Annotated in this window: 20 protein-coding genes and 1 riboswitch; of the genes, 10 read left to right on the plus strand and 10 right to left on the minus strand. The window is 72.6% G+C overall.

All coding sequences use genetic code 11. From position 1 onward, the window contains the following. The first annotated feature begins 26 nt into the window (after window positions 1-26). Window positions 27-671: a GntR family transcriptional regulator gene (locus tag EDF19_RS14875; RefSeq protein ID WP_221180680.1), complete on the plus strand. Its 645-nt coding sequence runs from the start codon at window positions 27-29 to the stop codon at window positions 669-671. Next, window positions 668-1,906: an MFS transporter gene (locus tag EDF19_RS14880; RefSeq protein WP_123681637.1), complete on the plus strand. Its 1,239-nt coding sequence runs from the start codon at window positions 668-670 to the stop codon at window positions 1,904-1,906. Before EDF19_RS14875 ends, EDF19_RS14880 begins: the two co-directional genes overlap by 4 nt. Before the next feature lie 410 nt (window positions 1,907-2,316). On the opposite strand, the gene EDF19_RS14885 is transcribed toward EDF19_RS14880, so the two are convergent. Next, a complete protein-coding gene (locus EDF19_RS14885; RefSeq protein WP_123681638.1) occupies window positions 2,317-3,288 on the minus strand; it encodes an NUDIX hydrolase in 972 nt (323 codons plus the stop codon). Window positions 3,289-3,412: 124 nt separating this feature from the next. Further along, window positions 3,413-3,508: riboswitch (TPP riboswitch) on the plus strand. Here EDF19_RS14885 and thiM point away from each other — a divergent pair. The 3 genes from thiM (at window position 3,497) to thiD (ending at window position 6,659) form a co-directional block, all read left to right on the plus strand. Continuing rightward, window positions 3,497-4,372 carry a hydroxyethylthiazole kinase gene (gene thiM / locus EDF19_RS14890; protein ID WP_185022878.1) on the plus strand — a complete coding sequence of 292 codons (876 nt, stop codon included), beginning with the start codon at window positions 3,497-3,499 and terminating at the stop codon, window positions 4,370-4,372. It overlaps the preceding riboswitch by 12 nt. Continuing rightward, window positions 4,369-5,133 (plus strand): thiamine phosphate synthase, encoded by a 765-nt coding sequence (thiE, locus tag EDF19_RS14895; protein WP_260217224.1) that lies wholly within the window; start codon window positions 4,369-4,371, stop codon window positions 5,131-5,133. The genes thiM and thiE overlap by 4 nt, the downstream gene beginning before the upstream one ends. After that, a complete protein-coding gene (gene thiD, locus EDF19_RS14900; protein ID WP_123681639.1) occupies window positions 5,130-6,659 on the plus strand; it encodes a bifunctional hydroxymethylpyrimidine kinase/phosphomethylpyrimidine kinase in 1,530 nt (509 codons plus the stop codon). The genes thiE and thiD overlap by 4 nt, the downstream gene beginning before the upstream one ends. 118 nt (window positions 6,660-6,777) lie before the next feature. On the opposite strand, the gene EDF19_RS14905 is transcribed toward thiD, so the two are convergent. The 4 genes from EDF19_RS14905 to EDF19_RS14920 all read right to left on the minus strand — a co-directional run bounded on the left by EDF19_RS14905 (window position 6,778) and on the right by EDF19_RS14920 (window position 8,627). Then, complete coding sequence (locus tag EDF19_RS14905) at window positions 6,778-7,284, minus strand: metallophosphoesterase (RefSeq protein WP_123681640.1); 507 nt, start codon at window positions 7,282-7,284, stop codon at window positions 6,778-6,780. Continuing rightward, window positions 7,281-7,751, minus strand: a complete 471-nt coding sequence (locus tag EDF19_RS14910) for a MarR family winged helix-turn-helix transcriptional regulator (protein ID WP_123681641.1) — start codon at window positions 7,749-7,751, stop codon at window positions 7,281-7,283. Before EDF19_RS14910 ends, EDF19_RS14905 begins: the two co-directional genes overlap by 4 nt. A gap of 83 nt (window positions 7,752-7,834) precedes the next feature. Then, window positions 7,835-8,296: a VOC family protein gene (locus EDF19_RS14915; RefSeq protein WP_123681642.1), complete on the minus strand. Its 462-nt coding sequence runs from the start codon at window positions 8,294-8,296 to the stop codon at window positions 7,835-7,837. Between the two features lie 22 nt (window positions 8,297-8,318). Further along, window positions 8,319-8,627 (minus strand): GNAT family N-acetyltransferase, encoded by a 309-nt coding sequence (locus EDF19_RS14920; RefSeq protein WP_123681643.1) that lies wholly within the window; start codon window positions 8,625-8,627, stop codon window positions 8,319-8,321. A gap of 9 nt (window positions 8,628-8,636) precedes the next feature. Between EDF19_RS14920 and EDF19_RS14925 the strand changes: the two genes are divergently transcribed. Next, window positions 8,637-9,338 carry an NADPH-dependent F420 reductase gene (locus EDF19_RS14925; RefSeq protein WP_123681644.1) on the plus strand — a complete coding sequence of 234 codons (702 nt, stop codon included), beginning with the start codon at window positions 8,637-8,639 and terminating at the stop codon, window positions 9,336-9,338. Window positions 9,339-9,477: 139 nt separating this feature from the next. Here the strand turns inward: EDF19_RS14925 and EDF19_RS14930 are convergent, their stop codons facing one another. After that, window positions 9,478-10,446, minus strand: coding sequence for an aldo/keto reductase (locus tag EDF19_RS14930; protein ID WP_123681645.1), 969 nt, complete (start codon window positions 10,444-10,446; stop codon window positions 9,478-9,480). 257 nt (window positions 10,447-10,703) lie between these two features. Between EDF19_RS14930 and EDF19_RS14935 the strand changes: the two genes are divergently transcribed. Next, complete coding sequence (locus EDF19_RS14935) at window positions 10,704-11,630, plus strand: hypothetical protein (protein ID WP_123681646.1); 927 nt, start codon at window positions 10,704-10,706, stop codon at window positions 11,628-11,630. A gap of 38 nt (window positions 11,631-11,668) precedes the next feature. On the opposite strand, the gene EDF19_RS14940 is transcribed toward EDF19_RS14935, so the two are convergent. After that, window positions 11,669-12,526 carry a LysR substrate-binding domain-containing protein gene (locus EDF19_RS14940; RefSeq protein ID WP_123681750.1) on the minus strand — a complete coding sequence of 286 codons (858 nt, stop codon included), beginning with the start codon at window positions 12,524-12,526 and terminating at the stop codon, window positions 11,669-11,671. A 147-nt stretch (window positions 12,527-12,673) separates the two neighbouring features. Between EDF19_RS14940 and EDF19_RS14945 the strand changes: the two genes are divergently transcribed. After that, window positions 12,674-13,996, plus strand: a complete 1,323-nt coding sequence (locus EDF19_RS14945; RefSeq protein ID WP_123681647.1) for an MFS transporter — start codon at window positions 12,674-12,676, stop codon at window positions 13,994-13,996. Window positions 13,997-14,329: 333 nt separating this feature from the next. Here the strand turns inward: EDF19_RS14945 and EDF19_RS14950 are convergent, their stop codons facing one another. After that, window positions 14,330-14,977, minus strand: a complete 648-nt coding sequence (locus tag EDF19_RS14950) for an NAD(P)-dependent oxidoreductase (RefSeq protein ID WP_123681648.1) — start codon at window positions 14,975-14,977, stop codon at window positions 14,330-14,332. Window positions 14,978-15,090: 113 nt separating this feature from the next. On the opposite strand from EDF19_RS14950, the gene EDF19_RS14955 reads away from it, so the two are divergent. Both EDF19_RS14955 and EDF19_RS14960 read left to right on the plus strand, forming a co-directional pair. Continuing rightward, window positions 15,091-15,453, plus strand: a complete 363-nt coding sequence (locus tag EDF19_RS14955; RefSeq protein WP_123681649.1) for a helix-turn-helix domain-containing protein — start codon at window positions 15,091-15,093, stop codon at window positions 15,451-15,453. A 140-nt stretch (window positions 15,454-15,593) separates the two neighbouring features. Further along, window positions 15,594-16,625: an NADPH:quinone reductase gene (locus EDF19_RS14960; protein WP_123681650.1), complete on the plus strand. Its 1,032-nt coding sequence runs from the start codon at window positions 15,594-15,596 to the stop codon at window positions 16,623-16,625. A 78-nt stretch (window positions 16,626-16,703) separates the two neighbouring features. Here EDF19_RS14960 and EDF19_RS14965 read toward each other — a convergent pair whose 3' ends face one another. Continuing rightward, a complete protein-coding gene (locus EDF19_RS14965) occupies window positions 16,704-16,889 on the minus strand; it encodes a hypothetical protein (RefSeq protein ID WP_123681651.1) in 186 nt (61 codons plus the stop codon). A gap of 41 nt (window positions 16,890-16,930) precedes the next feature. Next, window positions 16,931-17,740 (minus strand): GAF domain-containing protein, encoded by an 810-nt coding sequence (locus EDF19_RS14970; RefSeq protein ID WP_148071109.1) that lies wholly within the window; start codon window positions 17,738-17,740, stop codon window positions 16,931-16,933. Window positions 17,741-17,835: the final 95 nt, after the last annotated feature.

The following is a 17,835-nucleotide window of genomic DNA, read 5'->3' on the forward strand; positions in this document are numbered from 1 at the left end:
GCATGCAAGGGCGTACCATCGTCGCCGTGGAGACCAGCACGACGACGACCCAGGCGGCATCCGACCGCGCCTACGAGCACGTGAAGCGGGCGATCATCCGTGGTGACCTGCCGGGTGGCGCAGCGATCAGCGAGAACGCCCTGTGCCAGGAGATCGGCGTGTCCCGGACACCCGTGCACGAGGCCTTCCTGCGCCTGGCGGCCGAGGACCTGCTCACGCTGGAGTCCCGGAAGGGCGCGGTGGTGCGCCCGATGTCCCCGAACGAGGCGGCGGACGTGCTGGAGATGCGCGAGGCGATCGAGGCAACGGCGGCGACCCGCGTCGTGACCGACGGCCGCGTGGCGGACGTCACCCCGGGCCTCCAGGCCGTGCTCGCGGAACAGGAGCAGGCCGTCGCGACCGGCGACGTCGACCGGTTCATCGAGGCGGACGCGACGTTCCACGGCGCAGTGATCGGCGCGTCGCGGAACGCGATCGCCATCCGGTTCGCGCAGACCCTCCGCGATCGGCAGAACCGGCTGCGCCACCAGCTCATGCGCGTGCAGCCGTCGCAGCTGCAGGCGTCGCTCGACGACCACCGGGCGCTCGCGGCCGCGCTGGAGGCCGGGGACGCCACTCGCTACGCCGAGGTGCTGCACGCGCACGTGGCATCGCACCGGGGTGCCCTGTGAGCGCGACGGGGAGCATCCCGACCACCGGGTCGATCGCCGTCCCGGACGCCCGGGTGATGCCCTGGGTCGCGGTGTGGGGCGCCGTGTTCGTCTGCTCGTGGGGTGGGAACCAGTTCTCGCCGCTGCTGCTCATGTACGAGGGCCGCGAGCACTACTCGTCGGTCGTCGTCAACGTCTTCCTCGGTGTCTACGTGCTCGGGCTCGCGCCGGCACTGCTCGTCGCCGGGTCCCTGTCCGACCGGCACGGCCGCCGCCCCCTGATGCTCGCCGGCATCGTGTCCGCCGTGATCGGCAGCGGACTCCTGGCGCTCGGACCGTTCGGGCCGGTGTTCCTGGCAGTCGGACGACTCTTCTCCGGCGTCACCGTCGGCATCGCGATGGCGGTCGGCAACAGCTGGGTGAAGGAGCTGTCGCAGGGCCGGTTCGACCCCTCGGCCGACGCGGGGTCCGGGGCCCGTCGCGCCTCGCTCGCGTTCACCCTCGGGTCGGCGTCCGGCGCACTCGTCGCCGGGCTCATCGCGCAGTGGGGTCCGATCCCGGAAGTCCTGCCCTTCCTGGTGCACATCGCCGTCGCGGCACCCTTCGCCGTCGTCGTGTGGCGGACCCCCGAGACGAACCGCCGCGGTGGAGTCCCCGGCCCGTGGTGGAGGCAGCTCGCCGTCCCGAGCGCCGGGCACAAGCGGTTCACCCGGGTCGTGCTCGTCACCGCACCGTGGATCTTCGGCTCGGCGGCGATCGGGTACGGGTACCTGCCGACCCGGATCGCAGGGGCGACCGGCACGTGGGGGCTCGTGTTCGCCACCGCCGCCACCGTCGTCGCGCTCGGGGTGTCCAGCGCCGTCCAGCCACTCGCTGCACGGATCAATTCGCTCGTCTCCGCACGGGGGCTGCTGACCGCACTGGCGTGCATGACCGCGGGGATCGCGGTCGTCGTCGTCGCGATCCAGCTGCAGTCCGTGGTGATCGGGCTCGTGGCGAACGTCGTCATCGGAGTGGGGATCGGCATCGCGCTGGTGTCGTCACTGCTCGAGGTGCAGCGGATCGCCGGGTCGCGGGACCTGGCCGGGCTGACCGGGGTGTTCTACGCGGCGGCGTACGCGGGGTTCCTGGCGCCGGCCGTCATCGCGGCGGTCGCGAGCGTCGTGGCGTTGCCGGTGATCCTGTGGGTCGTCGTGGGGCTCGGGGTCGCGTCGTGGGGAGCGGTGCTCGTGTCGTCGCGGCGGTACATCCCGTAGGGGGTGCGGTTGCGGGGTGCGGCGTCGCACGGTGCGAGGGGCGCTGAGCCATGGTGCGAGATTCCGACCAGTGTGCGAGCCGCGCGGGGTCGCACGGTGCATGGAACCTCGCACACTGCGGCCGGCGGCGCGGCGCGACCTCGCACCGTGCGAGCCCGGGGCCGGGCTCGCGGCACCTCGCACGGTGCGAGGGGCGCTGAGCCACGGTGCGAGGTTCCGACCGGTGTGCGAGCCGCGCAGGCTCGCACGGGGCGCGGAACCTCGCACACTGCGGCCGGCGGCGCGGAACGACCTCGCACCGTGCGACACCGTGCGACCCCGCGACCTCGCACCGTGCGATACCGTGCGACCCCGCGACCTCGCACCGTGCGACCTCGCACCGTGCGACCCCGCGCAACCGCGCGCCCACGCTAGAACTGGTCGCGGAGCCAGGACGGGCCGCGCACCACGGCACCGAACGCCTCCACGCGGGCACGGAGTTCGCGGTCCGCCGTGACGACCACGACAGGAGCGTCGCCTCGCTCGACCGCGCCACGAGCAGCATCGACGATCGCGTCGTCGCCGGAGCCCGGAGCCCGCACGACCTCGACGACACCGGAACCGGAACCGGAACCGGCACCGGAACCGGCACCGACACCGACACCCGCACCGGCACCGTCGTCAGCGCCGTCAGCAGCCCCCGCACCCGCAGCCCCTCGCGCCTCGCCCTCGAGCACCACGGTCCACCGCGGCCACCACCGGGCGAAGGGCAGTTCGAGCAGGTCAGCCGGGACCCCACCCTCGGCGAGCGCCGCGACCGACGACAGCAACCGTGCGGCAGCCCCGGCCCGGTCCTTCCACCACCCGTCCGGCACACTGCCGACGACGTTGGCAGCGTCGACCACGATGTGCGGTGTGGTGGCGATGGCCTCGCGGAGCGCCGGCCACGACGCCCCGAACCCGGGGTGCAGCGGCAGCGCATCGACCTCGTCGACGGGGATCCAGGACAGCGCGAGGCTCTCCCGGTCCGCGATGACCGGTTCGAACGGCCGGGAGGCACGCCCCACCACCGTCGTGTACGTCCAGAACCCGAGGTCGAGCAGAGCCGTGTGCCGCAGGTCGACGCCGTCGTGCGGCACACCGGCTTCCTCGGCGGACTCGCGGAGCGCTCCGGTCACGGCGTCCTCGCCCTGGTGGCGTGCGCCCCCGGGGATGCCCCAGGTCCCGCCGTGGTGGCTCCACTCGACGCGGTGCTGCAGGAGCACCCGTCCGGCGCCGTCGTCGACGAGCAGACCGGCGGCTCCGAAGAGTCCCCAGGCCTTCGTGCCGTCGGGTCCGACCGCCCAGGCGTCGCCGGGATCGCGGGGGCCCGGTGGCGGTCCGGGAGGCGTGGAGTCTGGCACCCGTCAACCCTGTCACACGGGGCCGCACATGTGACCGGAGACGACGGGGGCCGGAGACGACGAGCGGGAGACGACGCGGGAGACGACGACCCGTGGCGCGACGCAGCTCCTCGTGTACGGTGTCGATCGAGACACGGGGTGCCGCATCCAGCGGCTGAGATCACACCCGTCGAACCTGCTCGAGCTCGTACTCGCGAAGGGATCGTCCATGGAAACCGCTGCGCCCTCCCCTGCCTGGGCCCACCGAACCGCCGAACTGCTCGAGGCCGTGCGTGCCAGGAGCCCGCTGGTGCAGTGCATCACGAACACCGTGGTGCAGAACGTCACCGCGAACGTGTTGTTGGCGCTCGGGGCCTCGCCCGCGATGGTCGACGTCCGAACGGAGGCGGGGCCGTTCGCCCGGGTCGCCGACGCCCTGCTGGTCAACACCGGCACGCCGCACGCCGAACCACGGGTCGCTGCGCTCGAGGCCGCCACGGCAGCCGTCGACGCCGGCACCCCGTGGGTCCTCGACCCGGTCGCGGTGGGTTCGCTGCCCGTCCGCACCGCACTCGCCCGAGACCTGCTCGGGTTGCACCCGACGGTGCTGCGCGGCAACGCCTCCGAGGTCCTCGCCCTGCTCGGCACCTCGGCCGGTGGCCGCGGCGTCGACAGCACGGCAGGCACCGAGGACGCCCGGGAGGCTGCGGTCGACGCCGTGGCCGGTCCACGTCCAGCCGGGAGGCTCGTGGCCGCGCTGGCCGTGTCGGGTCCCGTCGACCTGGTGGTCGCGCCGGGCATCGGTGTGGTCCGGGTCGCGAACGGCACGGACCTGTTGACACGGATCACCGGTGGCGGCTGCGCGCTCGGCGCGGTCGTCGCCGCGTTCACGTCGGTCGCGCCCGACGACGCCGGCGCGGCCGCCGTCGCTGCCACTGCGGTGCACACGATCGCGGCCGAGCTCGCGGCGCGCGACGCCGCTGGGCCGGGGACCTTCCAGCCGCTGTTCCTCGACCGGTTGGCGTCGCTCACCCCGGAGGACGTCGTCCGCGAGGCCCGCATCACCGTCGAGACCGAGGCCGCGTCCCTGGTGGTGTCGGCATGAACGGGCTGCGGCACGACCACGGCGTCTACTTGGTCACCGACGGCGCACTGTCGGACCGGCACGGCGTCGGCGTGCTCGGGGTCGTGCGCGCAGCCGTGCACGCCGGCGTCCGGATCGTGCAGGTGCGGGACAAGGACGCCTCGGCACGGGACCTCCTGGCGCTGACCTGTGCGGTGGCCGACGCCGTGGGTGACCGGGCGAGCGTGGTGGTCGACGACCGGCTCGACGTCGCCCTCGCCGCCCGGCACGCCGGACACCGGGTCGCCGGGGTGCACCTCGGCCAGTCGGACGTCCCCGTGACCGCCGCCCGTGCCCTGCTCGGACCGGACGCCCACGTCGGGCTGACCGCGAACACCCCGGAGCACCTCGCCGCCGTCGCCCGGCTCCCCCACGGGACCGTCGACCTGCTCGGCGTCGGGGTCGTGCACCCGACGAGCACGAAGGCCGACCACCCGCCGGCCCTCGGGCACGAGGGCTTCGCCCACCTCGCTGCGGCCACCGACGTGCCCTGCGTCGCGATCGGTGGCGTGACCCTCGACGACGTCGTGCCGCTCCGGGCCGCGGGCGCCGCCGGGGTCGCGATCGTGTCGGGCATCTGCGCCGCAGCGGACCCCGGATCCGCGGCGGCTGCGTACGTGGCCGCGTGGGGTCCTGGACCCGGACACGGGGCGGAGCCGGGACGGTCCCGTCAGGGTGATCCGGGCCTCCCGTGGGTGCCTCGCCCCGGAACCGGCGCGGCCCAGGCAGGAGTTGCGTCGTGACGATCCCGCGCGTCCTGAGCATCGCCGGGACCGACCCGACCGGCGGCGCCGGGCTGCAGGCCGACCTCAAGTCGATCGCGGCGCACGACGGGTACGGGATGGGCGTCGTGACGGCGCTCGTCGCGCAGAACACCCACGGAGTGCGGTCGGTGCACGTGCCGGACGTCGCGTTCCTGCGGGAGCAGCTCGACGCGGTGTCGGACGACGTGACGATCGACGCGGTCAAGATCGGGATGCTCGGGACGGCGCCGGTCGTGCGGGTCGTGACCGAGTGGCTGCGGGAGCACCGGCCGCCGGTGGTCGTCGTCGATCCGGTGATGGTGGCGACGAGTGGTGACCGGTTGCTGGACGAGGACGCTGCGTCGGCGATGCGGGAGCTGTTCGGGCTGGCTGACCTGGTGACGCCGAACCGGGCGGAGCTGGCGGTGTTGGCGGAGCTCGCTGGTGCTGGTGCCGGTTCTGGTGCCGTGTTGTCTTCGCTGGAGGCCGCTCGCGCCGTGGCTGCACGGTGGGACGTGCTCGTGCTGGCGAAGGGCGGGCACGACGAGGGGCCGACGTCGGACGACCTGCTCGTGTCGCCCTCCGGGTCGGTCCGGCGGTTCACCGCCCCTCGGGTCGCGACGTCGAACACGCACGGCACCGGGTGCTCGCTGTCGAGTGCGATCGCGACCCTCGCTGCGCGGCACGGCGACTGGGAGGTGGCCGTCGGGTCGGCGAAGACGTGGCTGACGGCGGCGCTGGAGGGGGCGGATTCGCTGTACGTCGGATCCGGGAACGGTCCGATCGACCACGGCGCCGTGGTCCGCTCCGCGCTGCCCTCGGTCGGCTTCACCGACGTGTGGTGGAGCGACGTCGACTCCCTGCTGCGGTCGACGCTCGCGTGCGGGTTCCTCGTGGGGCTGCGGGAGGGGTCGCTCGACGCGGACGTGTTCGCGGGGTACCTGGCGCAGGACGTGCACTACCTGCGGGCGTACGAGCGGCACTTGGCGGCGCTGGGTCGGGCTGGCGGTGCTGGTGCTGGTGCTGCGGCTGGCGCGGGTGCTGGCGGTGCTGGTGCTGCGGCTGGCGCTGGTGCGTTCTGGGCGGCGGCGGCCGAGGGGTGTGCCGCCGAGGCGCGGGACCTCCACCACCGTCGGCTCGCCGGCGCCCGTGCCGACGACCCCGTGCACCCGACGTGCGCCGGGTACCTCGCACACCTGCAGCAGGCCGCGGACTCCGGGTCGGTCGCGGTCCTCGCGGCGGCGGTGCTCCCCTGCTTCCGGGTGTACGCGTGGGTGGGGTCGCAGCTCGGGACGGCACCGGAGGGGCACGCGTTCGCGGACTGGATCACCGCCTACGGAGACCCCGGCTTCGCGGCGTCGAGTGCCGAGGCGACCCGGCTCGTCGAGGAGCTCGCGGCGGCCGCGACCCCGGAGGAGCGGGGCCGGATGGCGCGGGCGTTCCGGCGCTCGACCGAATGGGAGCTGGCGTTCTTCCGGATGCCGCTCGAGCTGGCGGGCGCGGGTCCCTCCGAGTTCACGCGCTGAGCGACAGTTCACGGGGTCCGCGGCGCGTGAGGTGTCGGCCAGCGCGAAATCCGGCGGCGCGAGGTCGCGGCGGCGGCGGGGGCGGCGGGGGCGGCGGGGCGTCTACCGCGCGGGGCGTCTACCGCGCGGGCGGCAGGCGCACCAGCTCGACGGACAGCTCCGCGCCGCTGACCGTCCCGCGCATCCACGTGCAGTCCGGCTGTCGGCGACGATCGGTCGGTGACCCCGGGTTCAGCAGCCGCAGCCCCGACGGCGCCACGGTGTCCCACGGGATGTGCGAGTGCCCGAACACCAGGACATCGACGTCCGGGTACTCCGCGGCCATCCGACGTTCCCGGCCGGTCGAGGCCCCGGTCTCGTGCACCAGGGCGAACCGCAGGTCCTCGACCGTGAACCGTGCCACGAGGGACAGTCGGTCGTCGAACTCGGGGCCGTCGTTGTTGCCGCGGACCCCCTCGAACCGACGCGAACGCCCCGCGACCGCGTCGAGCGTGGCGAGGTCCACCCAGTCGCCGGCGTGCACCACGAGGTCGGCGGCGTCGATGTCGGCCCACAACCCGTCGGGCAGGTCCTTCGCGCGCTTCGGCAGGTGGGTGTCGGACAGCAGGACGAACGAGGTCGTCACGGCGTGCTGCGTCCGGGGATCGGCAGGCCTTCCTCGTCGGCGGCCCCGAGTCGTTCGAGGAGCCCGGCGAGCAGCGCGATGTCGTCGTCGGACCAACCCGCGAGCCGCTCCTCGAGGGCGTCGCGGTGCAGCTGGACGGACCGTGCGAGGGCGGCACGACCGGCGTCGGTGGCCTCGAGGGGCTTCGCGTTGCCGGTGCCGCCGTCGGTGGTGCGGATCAGCCCCGTCGCGAGCAGCCCGGACAGCTGCCGGGAGATCGTCGAACGGTTGAGCCGCAGGTACCGGGCGATGTCGATCGCCATGCAGCCCTCGTGCTGCACGACGAAGTCGACGAGGGACTGGTCGACGACGCTGAGGACCTGGTCGGAGCCGCGTGCCCGGATGCTCGCACGTCGGGTGATCCGGGCGAGCTCCGTGTAGGCACGGCCGATCTCGCTGTTGCGGACCTCGGAGCTCGGGTGGTCCATGGTGGCTCCAGCCTGTCGATGCCGGCGCCTGCCGGCGGTGTTCGGGTCCCGCCACCATACCGGCGGGTACGTGGAACGGGGCTTCAGTGCCCCGAACCCGCGGCCCGCAGCGCCGCGATGTCGAGCTTCTGCATCTGCATCATGGCCTGGAAGACGCGGGCGTTCGCCTCCGGGTCTCCCGACCCGGTCATCAGCTCGCCCATCATCGACGGCGTGACCTGCCAGGCGACGCCCCAGCGGTCGAACAGCCAGCCGCACATGCTCGGCGTGCCGCCGTCGGCGAGCAGGGCGTCCCAGATCCGGTCGAGTTCCTCTTGCGTGTCGACGTCGACCTGGAATGAGACCGCATCGGTGTGCGGGTGCCCGGGGCCACCGTTCATGGCTCGGTACGGCTGGCCGAGCAGGGTGAACTCGACGACGAGCGTCTGCCCGTCCGGCGTCTTCGCGACGCTGTCGATCGCGCTGTCGGGGAACAGGTCGACGTAGTACCTGGCGGCCGGTTCGGCCTGGTCCTCGTACCAGAGGAAGGGGGTGATGGTGGGCATGGGGCGCTCTTCTCGCGTCGGCTCAGTCCGCGACACTGCGGCTGAGCAGGTGTGCCTTCTCGGGGTGGTCGTCGAACCACTTGCCGACGAACCAGCACATCGGCACGATGCGCTTCGTGGTGTTCGTCTCGACGTCGGCGACCGCGAACTCGACGAGTTCCGCCGCGTAGCCGTGGCCGCGGTGCTTCGGGACCGTGTACGTGTGCGGGAACGCTACCGCGTCGCCGTTGTCGCGGTGGTCGAGGACGCTGACGAGTTCGCCGCCGACGTACATGGCGTAGCGGTCCCGATCGCGCTCGTCGCGGAACTCGCGCTCGCCGTCCTCGTCCATGCCGCCATCATGCTCCACGCGCGCCGAGAGTGCCGCACGGGGAATGGACGGCGCGGCACGGCGTTCCAGGACACCATGACGACGATCGGCATCATCGGCGCAGGCAACATCGGATCCCAGCTCGCACGGCTCGCCGTGCAGCACGGCCACCAGGTCGTGATCGCGAACTCGCGCGGCCCGGAGACCCTGACCGACCTCGTCGCCGAGCTCGGCGACGGTGCCCGTGCAGCGACCCGCGACGAGGCAGCCGCAGCCGGCGAGCTCGTCGTCGTGACGGTACCGCTCGCCGCGATCGAGACGATCCCCGTCGAGCCCCTGGTCGGCAAGGTCGTCATCGACACGAACAACTACTACTGGGAGCGCGACGGGCACATCGCCGCGCTCGACGACGAGTCGACGACGACCGCCGAACTGCTGCAGGACCACCTGCCCGGCGCCCGGGTCGTGAAGGCGTTCAACCACATCGGCGCCGCGGACCTCACCGGGCACGCGACCCCTGCTGGCACGCCGGACCGCCGCGCGCTCGTGGTGGCGGGCGACGACGCCGAGGCGAAGCAGGTCGTCACGGACCTCATCGACGAGTTCGGCTTCGACGTCGTCGACGCGGGACCCCTCGCCGAGGGTTGGCGCATCCAGCGGGACACCCCCGGGTACGGCCCGCGCCTGACCTCCGACGAACTGCGCGAGGCGCTCTCCGCCGCCACCCGGTAACGCCGAGCGTCGCGACGTTTCGCGCTGAGCGACAGTTCACGCGCTCCGCAGCCCGTGAACTGTCGCTCAGCGCGCGAGGTCGCGCCGCCCGCGCCCGCCCGCGCCGACCCGCGCCCACGCCGCGCGCGCCCGGCGCCGCTCACGCCCGGTCGAAGATCACCGTCATGTCGGCGATGTCGTCCTCGGAGGGCTCCCACGTCGTGCCCGCCTCGACGTTCTGCGTGATCTGCTCCGGCTTCGTCGCCCCCGCGATGACGCTCGACAGCCCCGGCTGCGCGAGGAGCCACGCGAACGTCGCCTGCAGCATCGTCACGTTGCGCTCGTCGCAGAAGCGCTGGTAGTCGTCGAGGACGTCCCACGGCGCGTCCTCGAGCAGCTGCGGCTTCGCCTTCGACAGGCGCCCGTCGGCAGGGCCCCCGGCCTTCGTGTACTTGCCGGTGAGCAGGCCGTTGTACAGCGGGAAGAACGGCAGGAACCCGAGCGCGTAGGCACGGACCGCCGGCAGCACCTCGTCCTCGACGGCACGGGACAGCGGGCTGTACTCGTTCTGCGCCGACACGAACGACGTCGTCCCCGCGATCGAGGCGGTCAGCTCGGCCTCGGCGATCTGCCACCCGGCGAAGTTCGAGTGCCCGACGTACCGGATCTTGCCCTCGCGGACGAGGTCGTCGAGGACCGACAGGGTCTCCTCGATCGGCGTCACACCGTCGGGCCGGTGCATCTGGTACAGGTCGATCCAGTCGGTGCCGAGGCGGCGCAGCGACGACTCGACGGCGAGCCGCACGTACCGACGGGAGCCACGGACGCCCCAGTCCGGCCCGTTCGCACCCTGCATGTCCATGCCGAACTTGGTGGCGAGGACGATCTCGTCACGGCGACCGGCGATGGCCTTGCCGAGCATCTCCTCGGACATGCCGGGGGTGCCACCGTAGATGTCGGCGGTGTCGAAGAGCGTGACTCCGGCGTCGAGCGCGGCGCGGACGACGGCGTCGGTGCCCTCCTGCGACTCGGACGCGGTGCCCGGTCGTCCGAAGTTGTTGCAGCCGAGGCCGACGGTGGAGACGACGAGCCCGGACGGGCCCAGTGGACGGTGTTCGATTCCGGTCATGCGTCGACCGTACCGGCGACCCCGGAACTGGGGCTGCGGATCGGGCACCGGTTGCCGCTAGAACTGACGATGGATCAGTCGACGGAGGGAGCACCGCAGTGGCATCGCATCGCATGCCGGATTCGGACCGGCCACGCCGTCCCGTGCCCGCCTGGGTCACCACACCGCCGGACGGCGCCCCCGGCCTGGAGGCACGCCCCGCGCCCTCCTCGGCACCCGCGCCCGGTGGTGCGCCGGCATCGACCCCCTCAGGCCGGTTGCCGGGATCGGCCCCCGCCGCGACCGGCCGGGCAGCGGAGCCCGCGTCGATCGCGACCCTCGTCGAGGACGACGTGACCGTGCCGGACTACCCGCCGCAGGAGCACCTCCTGCCGCCGGCCCCGACCTCGCCGAGCGTGCACACCGTGCCGTTCGACACCGCTGGCGTCACCCCCGCACCAGCACCCGTCTCCCCGATCGACGCCGCCCCGCCCGTGCAGGCCGCACAGCGTGCTCCGCAGGCACCGGTGCCGTCGCCCGTGCCGGCGGCCGGTCAGCCGCGGTTCTCGGTGCCCGGCCTCGAGCACGTCGTCGTCGAGGGCACCGAGCCGGAGCCCGTCGGCCCGATCGGTTACCGCACGCCCCGCCGCTTCGCCCACCAGCAGGCCGCAGCCGCACTGGTCCCCGCGATGACCCCGCCGTCGTCGCCGCTGACCCGGTCCGCCGCCGCCGGACTGCCCGCGCCGGTCGTCCCCGTCCCGCCGCTCGCACCAGCGCCACCCGTGGCGGAGGCGACCGTCCCTGCCCAGGCCGAGCCGGGCCTCCAGACCGAACTGCTCGACCAGCCCGTGACCGCGGCCGCCGCACCCGAGCCGAGCCGTGCGCTCGGTGCGACCCCCGGGGCCGTCATCGGCGCCGTGGCGGGCATCGCCACGCTGGGACTCGCGGCGTGGTGGTTCACCGCACCCGCGACCGTGCACGGTGCGGGGGTCGTCCTCGGGCTGCTCGCGCTGCTGCTCTCGATCGTCACGTTGCGGAACCGTGCCGCGACCTGGCAGCGACCGGTCGCGCTCCTCGGCGCCGTGCTCGGCGGGGTCGGCACGCTCGTGCTGCTCTGGGCCGTGGCGTCGGCGCTGCTGCCGCTCGCCGGTGTGACGCTCCCCGACCTGACGGGCAGCGGGACGACCCCGACGCTCGCCCCGTAGGGCCGGGCGTCACCTGATCGGTCCTCGCGGGGGGCCGGTCAGACGGCGCGGACGACCCCTCGGGACAGGATCGCGTTCGTCAGGGCATCGATCGGCTCGCGCTGCACCGTCGGGTTCGCGATGAGGACGTAGTCCACCGCGGGCAGGTCCGGCAGCCCGAGCCGCTGCGAGACCTTCACGAGGTCCGCCGGGATCAGCGAGTGCGGGAAGACCGCGACACCGATGCCGGCCCGCACGGCCGCGAGCACCCCGTTCACGTCACGGGTGTTGCAGGTGATCCGCCACGTGCGACCGGCGGCCTCGAGCGCGTCGATCGCCATCTGCCGGCTGATGCTCGGCGCCTGGTACGCGATGAGCGGCACGGGTTCGTCGCGCTCGACCGCGATGCCGTCCTGGGCCATCCACACCATCTGGTCGGTCGCGACGCGGGTTCCCTCGGCGGACTCCCCAGCGGTCTGCTTGATGAAGACGAGGTCGAGCTGGCCGGCGTGCACCCGACGCAGCAGCGGTGACGACTGGTTCACGGTCAGCTCGAGGTTGACCTGCGGGTGCAGACGCCGGAAGTCCCGGAGGATCCGCGGCAACTGCGTGATCGCGAGGTCGTCGGCGGCGCCGAACCGGAGGCGTCCACGCGTCGCCGACCCGGAGAAGTACGAGTCCGCGGTGGCGTGTGCGGCGAGGATCGTGCGCGCGAACCCGGCCATCGCGTCACCGTTGTCGGTGAGTGCCACGCCCCGGGTGTCCCGGGCGACGAGGGTTCGGGACACCGCGGTCTCGAGCCGCCGCACGTGCTGGGACACCGTCGGCTGACTGATGCCGAGGCGACTGCCGGCCTGGGTGAAGCTGCCGGTCTCGGCGACGGCCAGGAAGGTCTGCAGCAGGACCGGATCGAGCACGGCGGACTCCGTTCGTTCGCGGTTCGTTCGCGCGGTCATTCGACTTCGCAATGGACTGATAGCCACCATAGGGGTATCGAATGGGTCGCGGTCACGTAGTTTCGATGGGGTACCAGTTCCGCAGCCGACGTCCGGAGATCCCCCACCGTGAGCGCGTCATCGACGACCCTCCCCCCGCCCACCGAACCCCTCCCGATCCAGGCCACCCGTCCCCCGTGGCGGCACACCCTCATCGCCCTGTCCGTGCCGAACTTCCGGCTGTTCACGGCCACCAACCTCGTCGCCATGACCGCGGGGTGGATGCAGCGCATCGCGCAGGACTGGCTCGTCCTGCAGCTGACCGGCTCGGTCGCGCAGGTCGGCATCACCGTCGCCTGCCAGTTCGCGCCGATGCTGCTGTTCGGGCTGCTCGGCGGGGTGCTCGTCGACCGGTTCTCGAAGCGCGCGCTCATGATGATCACGCAGGGCGCCTTCGCGGTGCTGTCCGCGCTGCTCGCGGTGCTGACGCTCGCCGGGGTGGTGCAGGCGTGGCACATCTGGGTGATCGCGTTCGTCGTCGGCATGGTGACGGTCATCGACAACCCCGCACGCCAGGTGTTCGTCACCGAGATCGTCGGCCACCAGCACCTGCGGAACGCCATCAGCGTGAACTCGTCGGTGTTCCAGCTCGGCGGGATGATCGGGCCGGCGCTGTCCGGCGCACTGCTCGTGGCGGTCGGAGCAGGTTGGTCGTTCGGCGTGAACGCCCTCGCCTGCGTCGCCGTCGTCGTGACGCTCGGGTTCCTCAAGGTCTCGGAGCTGCACCGGACTCCCCCGGCGCCCCGCGGCAAGGGGCAGCTGATGGAGGGACTCCGCTACGCCGTGAACAAGCCGACGATCATCGTGCCGGTGATCCTCGTCGCGTTCTTCTCGGTGTTCGCGCTGACGATGCCGGTGCTGCTGTCGGCGTTCGCGTCCGAGGTCTACGACGTCGGCGCCGGCGGCTACGGCGTGTTCAACTCCGCCGTGGCGATCGGTGCCCTGGTCGGCGCACTGCTCTCCACCCGACGAGCGGTCGTGCGGCTCCGGACCATCGTCGGCGGGGTGTTCCTGACCGGTGTGCTGCTCGTCGTCTCGGGGTCGATCCCCGTCATCGCGCCGTTCACCGTGGCGCTCGTGGCCGTCGGGATGTCCCAACTGCTGTTCCAGACCGCGTCGAACTCACTCGTGCAGCTGTCGTCGAACGTGGCGATCCGCGGCCGGGTGATGTCGCTCTACGTCCTGGTGCTGCTCGGTGGTCAGGCGATCGGCGGGCCACTCATGGGCCAGGTCGTCGACCACTTCGGTGCGCACGTCGGGATGATGGTCGCCGGTGGCGTCCCCGCCGCGGCCGCCGCCGTGATCGCGCTCGTCCTTGCCCGCCGAGGCGGCCTGCACCTCGCGGTCCGCATGCGCCACCACGTGCCGTTGCCGGCGATCGTCGCCCACTGAGGCGGGGCGGTGAGCGCGCCCGCTCACCGGACGGGAGGCCCGTGGCGACGTCGCCACGGGCCTCCCGCCCGTTGCGGGCCGAGGCGTTGCGCCCCGTTGCGGGCGTCGCGCCCCGTTGCGGGCCGAGGCGTTGCGCCCCGTTGCGGGCCGAGGCGTTGCGCCCCGTTGCGGGCGTCGCGCCCCGTTGCGGGCCGAGGCGTTGCGCCCCGCTGCGGGCGTCGCGCCCCGACACACAGGGGCGCAATGCCCGCAACAGGGCGCGGACTCGGTCCGGGACGGACGGGAGGCACGGGGTGGCCCCGCCACGCCCGTCCCGTCCGGTGAGCGGTTGCCTCAGTACGCCACGCCGAAGCGCGTCTGGTGGTGCGTCGGGGTCGCGATCTCGTCGACGAAGGCCAGCGCGTAGTCGGCACCGGAGACGTCCGAGTTGCCGTCGGCGTCGGTGAGCAGGACCTCGTCGGTCGTGCGGTAGGTGCCGCGGCGCTCGCCCGGGTTGTAGCTGCCGAAGGCCGCTGCCGGGCTCACGTAGAACCAGTCGACCTCGGTGTCACCGGCGCGGAGTGCATCGAGGATCTGCGCGTGGCTCTTCGCCTCACCCTTGAAGGCATCCGGGAACTCGGCGGTGTCGAACAGGCGCGGGCCACCCTCGGCGACGAGCAGCGAACCGGCGCCGCCCACGATGCCGAGACGCGCACCGGCGCTGGCCGCAGCGTCGACGAAGTGCTGGAACTTGTCCTTGAGCTCACTGCCGTCGGCCTGGACGGCGTGCAGTGCGACGACGATCACGTCCGCGCCCTTCGTCACCTCGGCGACGAAGTCGGCGTCGAACGCGTCACCCTGAGCGAGGGTCAGGCCCTCGGCAGGCTCGAGCTTGCTCGTGTCACGGGCCACCGCGGTGACGGTGATGCCGCGCGAGAGGGCCTCGTGGGTGATGGCGGAGCCGGCGTAGCCGGTGCCTCCGAAGACGACGATGCTGGTCATGCTGTTCCTTTCGTGGAGCTGGTGTTCCTCACCGTACAAGAGTTACTCTCTTTGAGTAAGTAGGCACCTCGCGGTGCGTTACGGAACCCGTTCATCACGGAGGTCAGGCCACGATGTCAGCACTCGAGTACAGCCCCTACGCGGCGGACTGCCCCAGCCGGCAGCTGCTCGACCGCATCGGCGACCGCTGGAGCGTGCTGACGATCGGCACCCTCGCCGACGGGCCGCAACGGTACTCGGCGATCGCGAACCGGGTGCAGGGCGTGTCGCAGAAGATGCTCACGCAGACGCTCCGGGCGCTCGAGCGCGACGGCCTCGTGACGCGCACGGTCTTCCCCGAGATCCCCCCGCACGTCGAGTACGAACTCACCGATCGCGGGCGGTCGCTCCGCCGGGTGCTCGAGCCGCTCGAGGACTGGGCGACCTCGCACATGGACGACGTCACGGTGTCGCGCAGCGAGTACGACGCGCACTGAGACGCGCGTGCGATCGGGCGTGCGTGCGTGCGTGCATGCGTGCGTGCATGCGTGCGCGATCGTGAGCAGAAATGGTCGGGTCGCCCGCGCGCACTCGACCATTTCTGCTCACGATCACGCACGCGTGGTTGCCTGGGGCCATGCGATCGATCGTCTACACGAAGCCCGGTGACAGCAGCGTCCTCGACCTCGTCGAGCGGGACGTCCCCGAACCCGGACCCGGCGAGGTCCGTGTCCGCGTCGTCGTCTCGGGCGTGAACCCCACCGATTGGAAGGCGCGAGCCGGCGGCACCTACGGCGACGGCCTGCCCTTCCCCGAGATCACGCCGAACCAGGACGGCGCCGGTGTCGTCGACGCGGTCGGCCCGGGCGTCGGACACCTGGCCGTCGGCGACCGTGTGTGGCTCTTCATGGCCGCGGCGTCGCGCCCGACGGGCACTGCGCAGGAGTACACGGTCGTCCCCGCCGAACGTGTCGTCCCGCTGCCGGAGGGCACGGGCTTCGACGTCGGGGCCTCGCTCGGCGTCCCCGCGATGACGGCGCACCGCGCACTGACCACCCACGAGCACGGTCCGTCGCGTCTCGGCCCCGACGCGCTCGACGGCGTGGTCGTCCTGGTGGCGGGCGGTGCCGGCGCGGTCGGACACGCCGCCATCCAGCTCGCTCGGTGGGCGGGTGCGACGGTGATCTCGACGATCAGCTCGGACGAGAAGGCCGCCCTGGCGACCGCGGCCGGAGCCCACCACACGGTGAACTACCGGCAGGACGACGCCGCGGAACAGATCCGGGCGATCGCTCCCGACGGCGTCGACATCGTCGTCGAGGTGTCGATCCCGCAGAACGCCGCACTCGTCGCCGACGTGCTGGCGAACCACGGCGTCGTGTCGATCTACGCGAACAACGGTGGCGACGAGGCCGTGCTGCCGGTCCGCCCGAACATGAGCATCAACGCCCGCTACCAGTTCGTGCTGCTCTACACGATCGGCGACGAAGCACTGGCCGCCGCGGCCGAGGACATCTCGGAAGCGTTGCAGGACGGTGTGCTGCCCGTCGGCGAGGACGCGGGCCTGCCGCTCACCCGCTTCACCTTGCAGCGCACCGCTGCAGCGCACGACGCGGTCGAGGGCGACACGGTCGGCAAGGTCCTCATCGACGTCACCGAGGCGCCGTAGCACCCCGCCCGGTCTGCCGACGACGAACGGCCCCCGCGGATCCGCGGGGGCCGTTCGTCGTGGACGATGCGGGACGGGTCAGCGACCCCGACGCGCGGCGATGGCTGCGTGGACCCGGATCCGGGCAGCAGCGCGCTCGCGCTCGATGTTGGCGGCGATGACGTCGAGGTCTTCGTAGTCGGCGTCGGTGGTGGTGTCGTTCCAGTTCGGCGAGGAGATCCGGGCACGCCCGAACGACAGCGGAGCAGGGTTCACGGTCGTCATGGGGGCATCGTACGTCGAGCGTCCGACAGAGCGTGTGAGCATCACGGGCCTTTCCTTGGATTGCGGTCGCGCTCGGGGAACGAGTAGGTCAACGAGAACGCCACGGCGAGGAACGAGGCCATCATCGCGACGTTGTTGGCGTCGAGGTCCGTGAACGCGTCGGGAGCCGGGGAGTCGACGGTGAGCATGCCGAACGAGTACTCGTCGGATCGGATCACCACCGAGACGTACGAGGTGTACCGCGGTTCGAAACCCGGCACGTCCTGGTCGACGTCGACGTCGGCCGAGCGGTCGCCGACGATCCGTGGTGAGCCCCCGACGAGGACCCACTCGAGGTTGCGGTCCCCGTAGGGCGTGCCCGCGCGGAAGACCCCGGCGGTGTCGCCCGCTCCGCCGTGGCCGATCGGCTCGAGCGCCCGCAGGTCGGTGGACAGCTGGTACACGTTGGCCCGGACGTCCGGCACCGTCGGCAGCAGGTAGAACGCGAGGGCGACGGCGACGCGGTCCGCGATGACGGCGAGCTCGCCGTGGCGCTGGGACCGGGGCAGCTCGGTGAACCGGACGAGCCGCGTCGCGATCTGGCCGAACGCGTACCGGATCGCGGTGGCGTGCTCGAGCTCGGACGCGGTCGCGTTCTCCTCGGCGGCGATCCGGGCGGAGTCGCTGCGCCGGGCGCGGACGACCTGGACCACGACCGCTGCGACCAGCACCACGAGCCCGAACACCACGAGCACCGCCCGCACCGTCGGCGTCACGAACAGGTTCGGCAGCTGGAACGCGGCGGTGGGCGCGGCAGCCACCACGATCGGCCACACGACCGAGCCGACCCGTCCTGAACGCTGTTGCCCCATGACCACGACGCTAGGTCACGCCACCGACGCAGACGGAGTTGTCCACAGGCCGGCGCTCCCCGGGGCACCCCGGCCCCCGCGGCCCGGTTCTCCAC

It is taken from the genome of Curtobacterium sp. PhB115 (assembly GCF_003752025.1).
Taxonomy (GTDB): domain Bacteria; phylum Actinomycetota; class Actinomycetes; order Actinomycetales; family Microbacteriaceae; genus Curtobacterium.

Excerpts from the sequence above, each read along its gene's own strand:
- thiM (WP_185022878.1), top strand. The coding sequence starts at position 3,497 with ATGGAAACCGCTGCGCCCTCCCCTGCCTGGGCCCACCGAACCGCCGAA.
- thiE (WP_260217224.1), top strand. The coding sequence starts at position 4,369 with ATGAACGGGCTGCGGCACGACCACGGCGTCTACTTGGTCACCGACGGC.
- EDF19_RS14910 (WP_123681641.1), bottom strand. The coding sequence starts at position 7,751 with ATGGACCACCCGAGCTCCGAGGTCCGCAACAGCGAGATCGGCCGTGCC.
- EDF19_RS14915 (WP_123681642.1), bottom strand. The coding sequence starts at position 8,296 with ATGCCCACCATCACCCCCTTCCTCTGGTACGAGGACCAGGCCGAACCG.
- EDF19_RS14920 (WP_123681643.1), bottom strand. The coding sequence starts at position 8,627 with ATGGACGAGGACGGCGAGCGCGAGTTCCGCGACGAGCGCGATCGGGAC.
- EDF19_RS14925 (WP_123681644.1), top strand. The coding sequence starts at position 8,637 with ATGCTCCACGCGCGCCGAGAGTGCCGCACGGGGAATGGACGGCGCGGC.
- EDF19_RS14930 (WP_123681645.1), bottom strand. The coding sequence starts at position 10,446 with ATGACCGGAATCGAACACCGTCCACTGGGCCCGTCCGGGCTCGTCGTC.
- EDF19_RS14950 (WP_123681648.1), bottom strand. The coding sequence starts at position 14,977 with ATGACCAGCATCGTCGTCTTCGGAGGCACCGGCTACGCCGGCTCCGCC.
- EDF19_RS14955 (WP_123681649.1), top strand. The coding sequence starts at position 15,091 with ATGTCAGCACTCGAGTACAGCCCCTACGCGGCGGACTGCCCCAGCCGG.
- EDF19_RS14960 (WP_123681650.1), top strand. The coding sequence starts at position 15,594 with ATGCGATCGATCGTCTACACGAAGCCCGGTGACAGCAGCGTCCTCGAC.
- EDF19_RS14965 (WP_123681651.1), bottom strand. The coding sequence starts at position 16,889 with ATGACGACCGTGAACCCTGCTCCGCTGTCGTTCGGGCGTGCCCGGATC.
- EDF19_RS14970 (WP_148071109.1), bottom strand. The coding sequence starts at position 17,740 with ATGGGGCAACAGCGTTCAGGACGGGTCGGCTCGGTCGTGTGGCCGATC.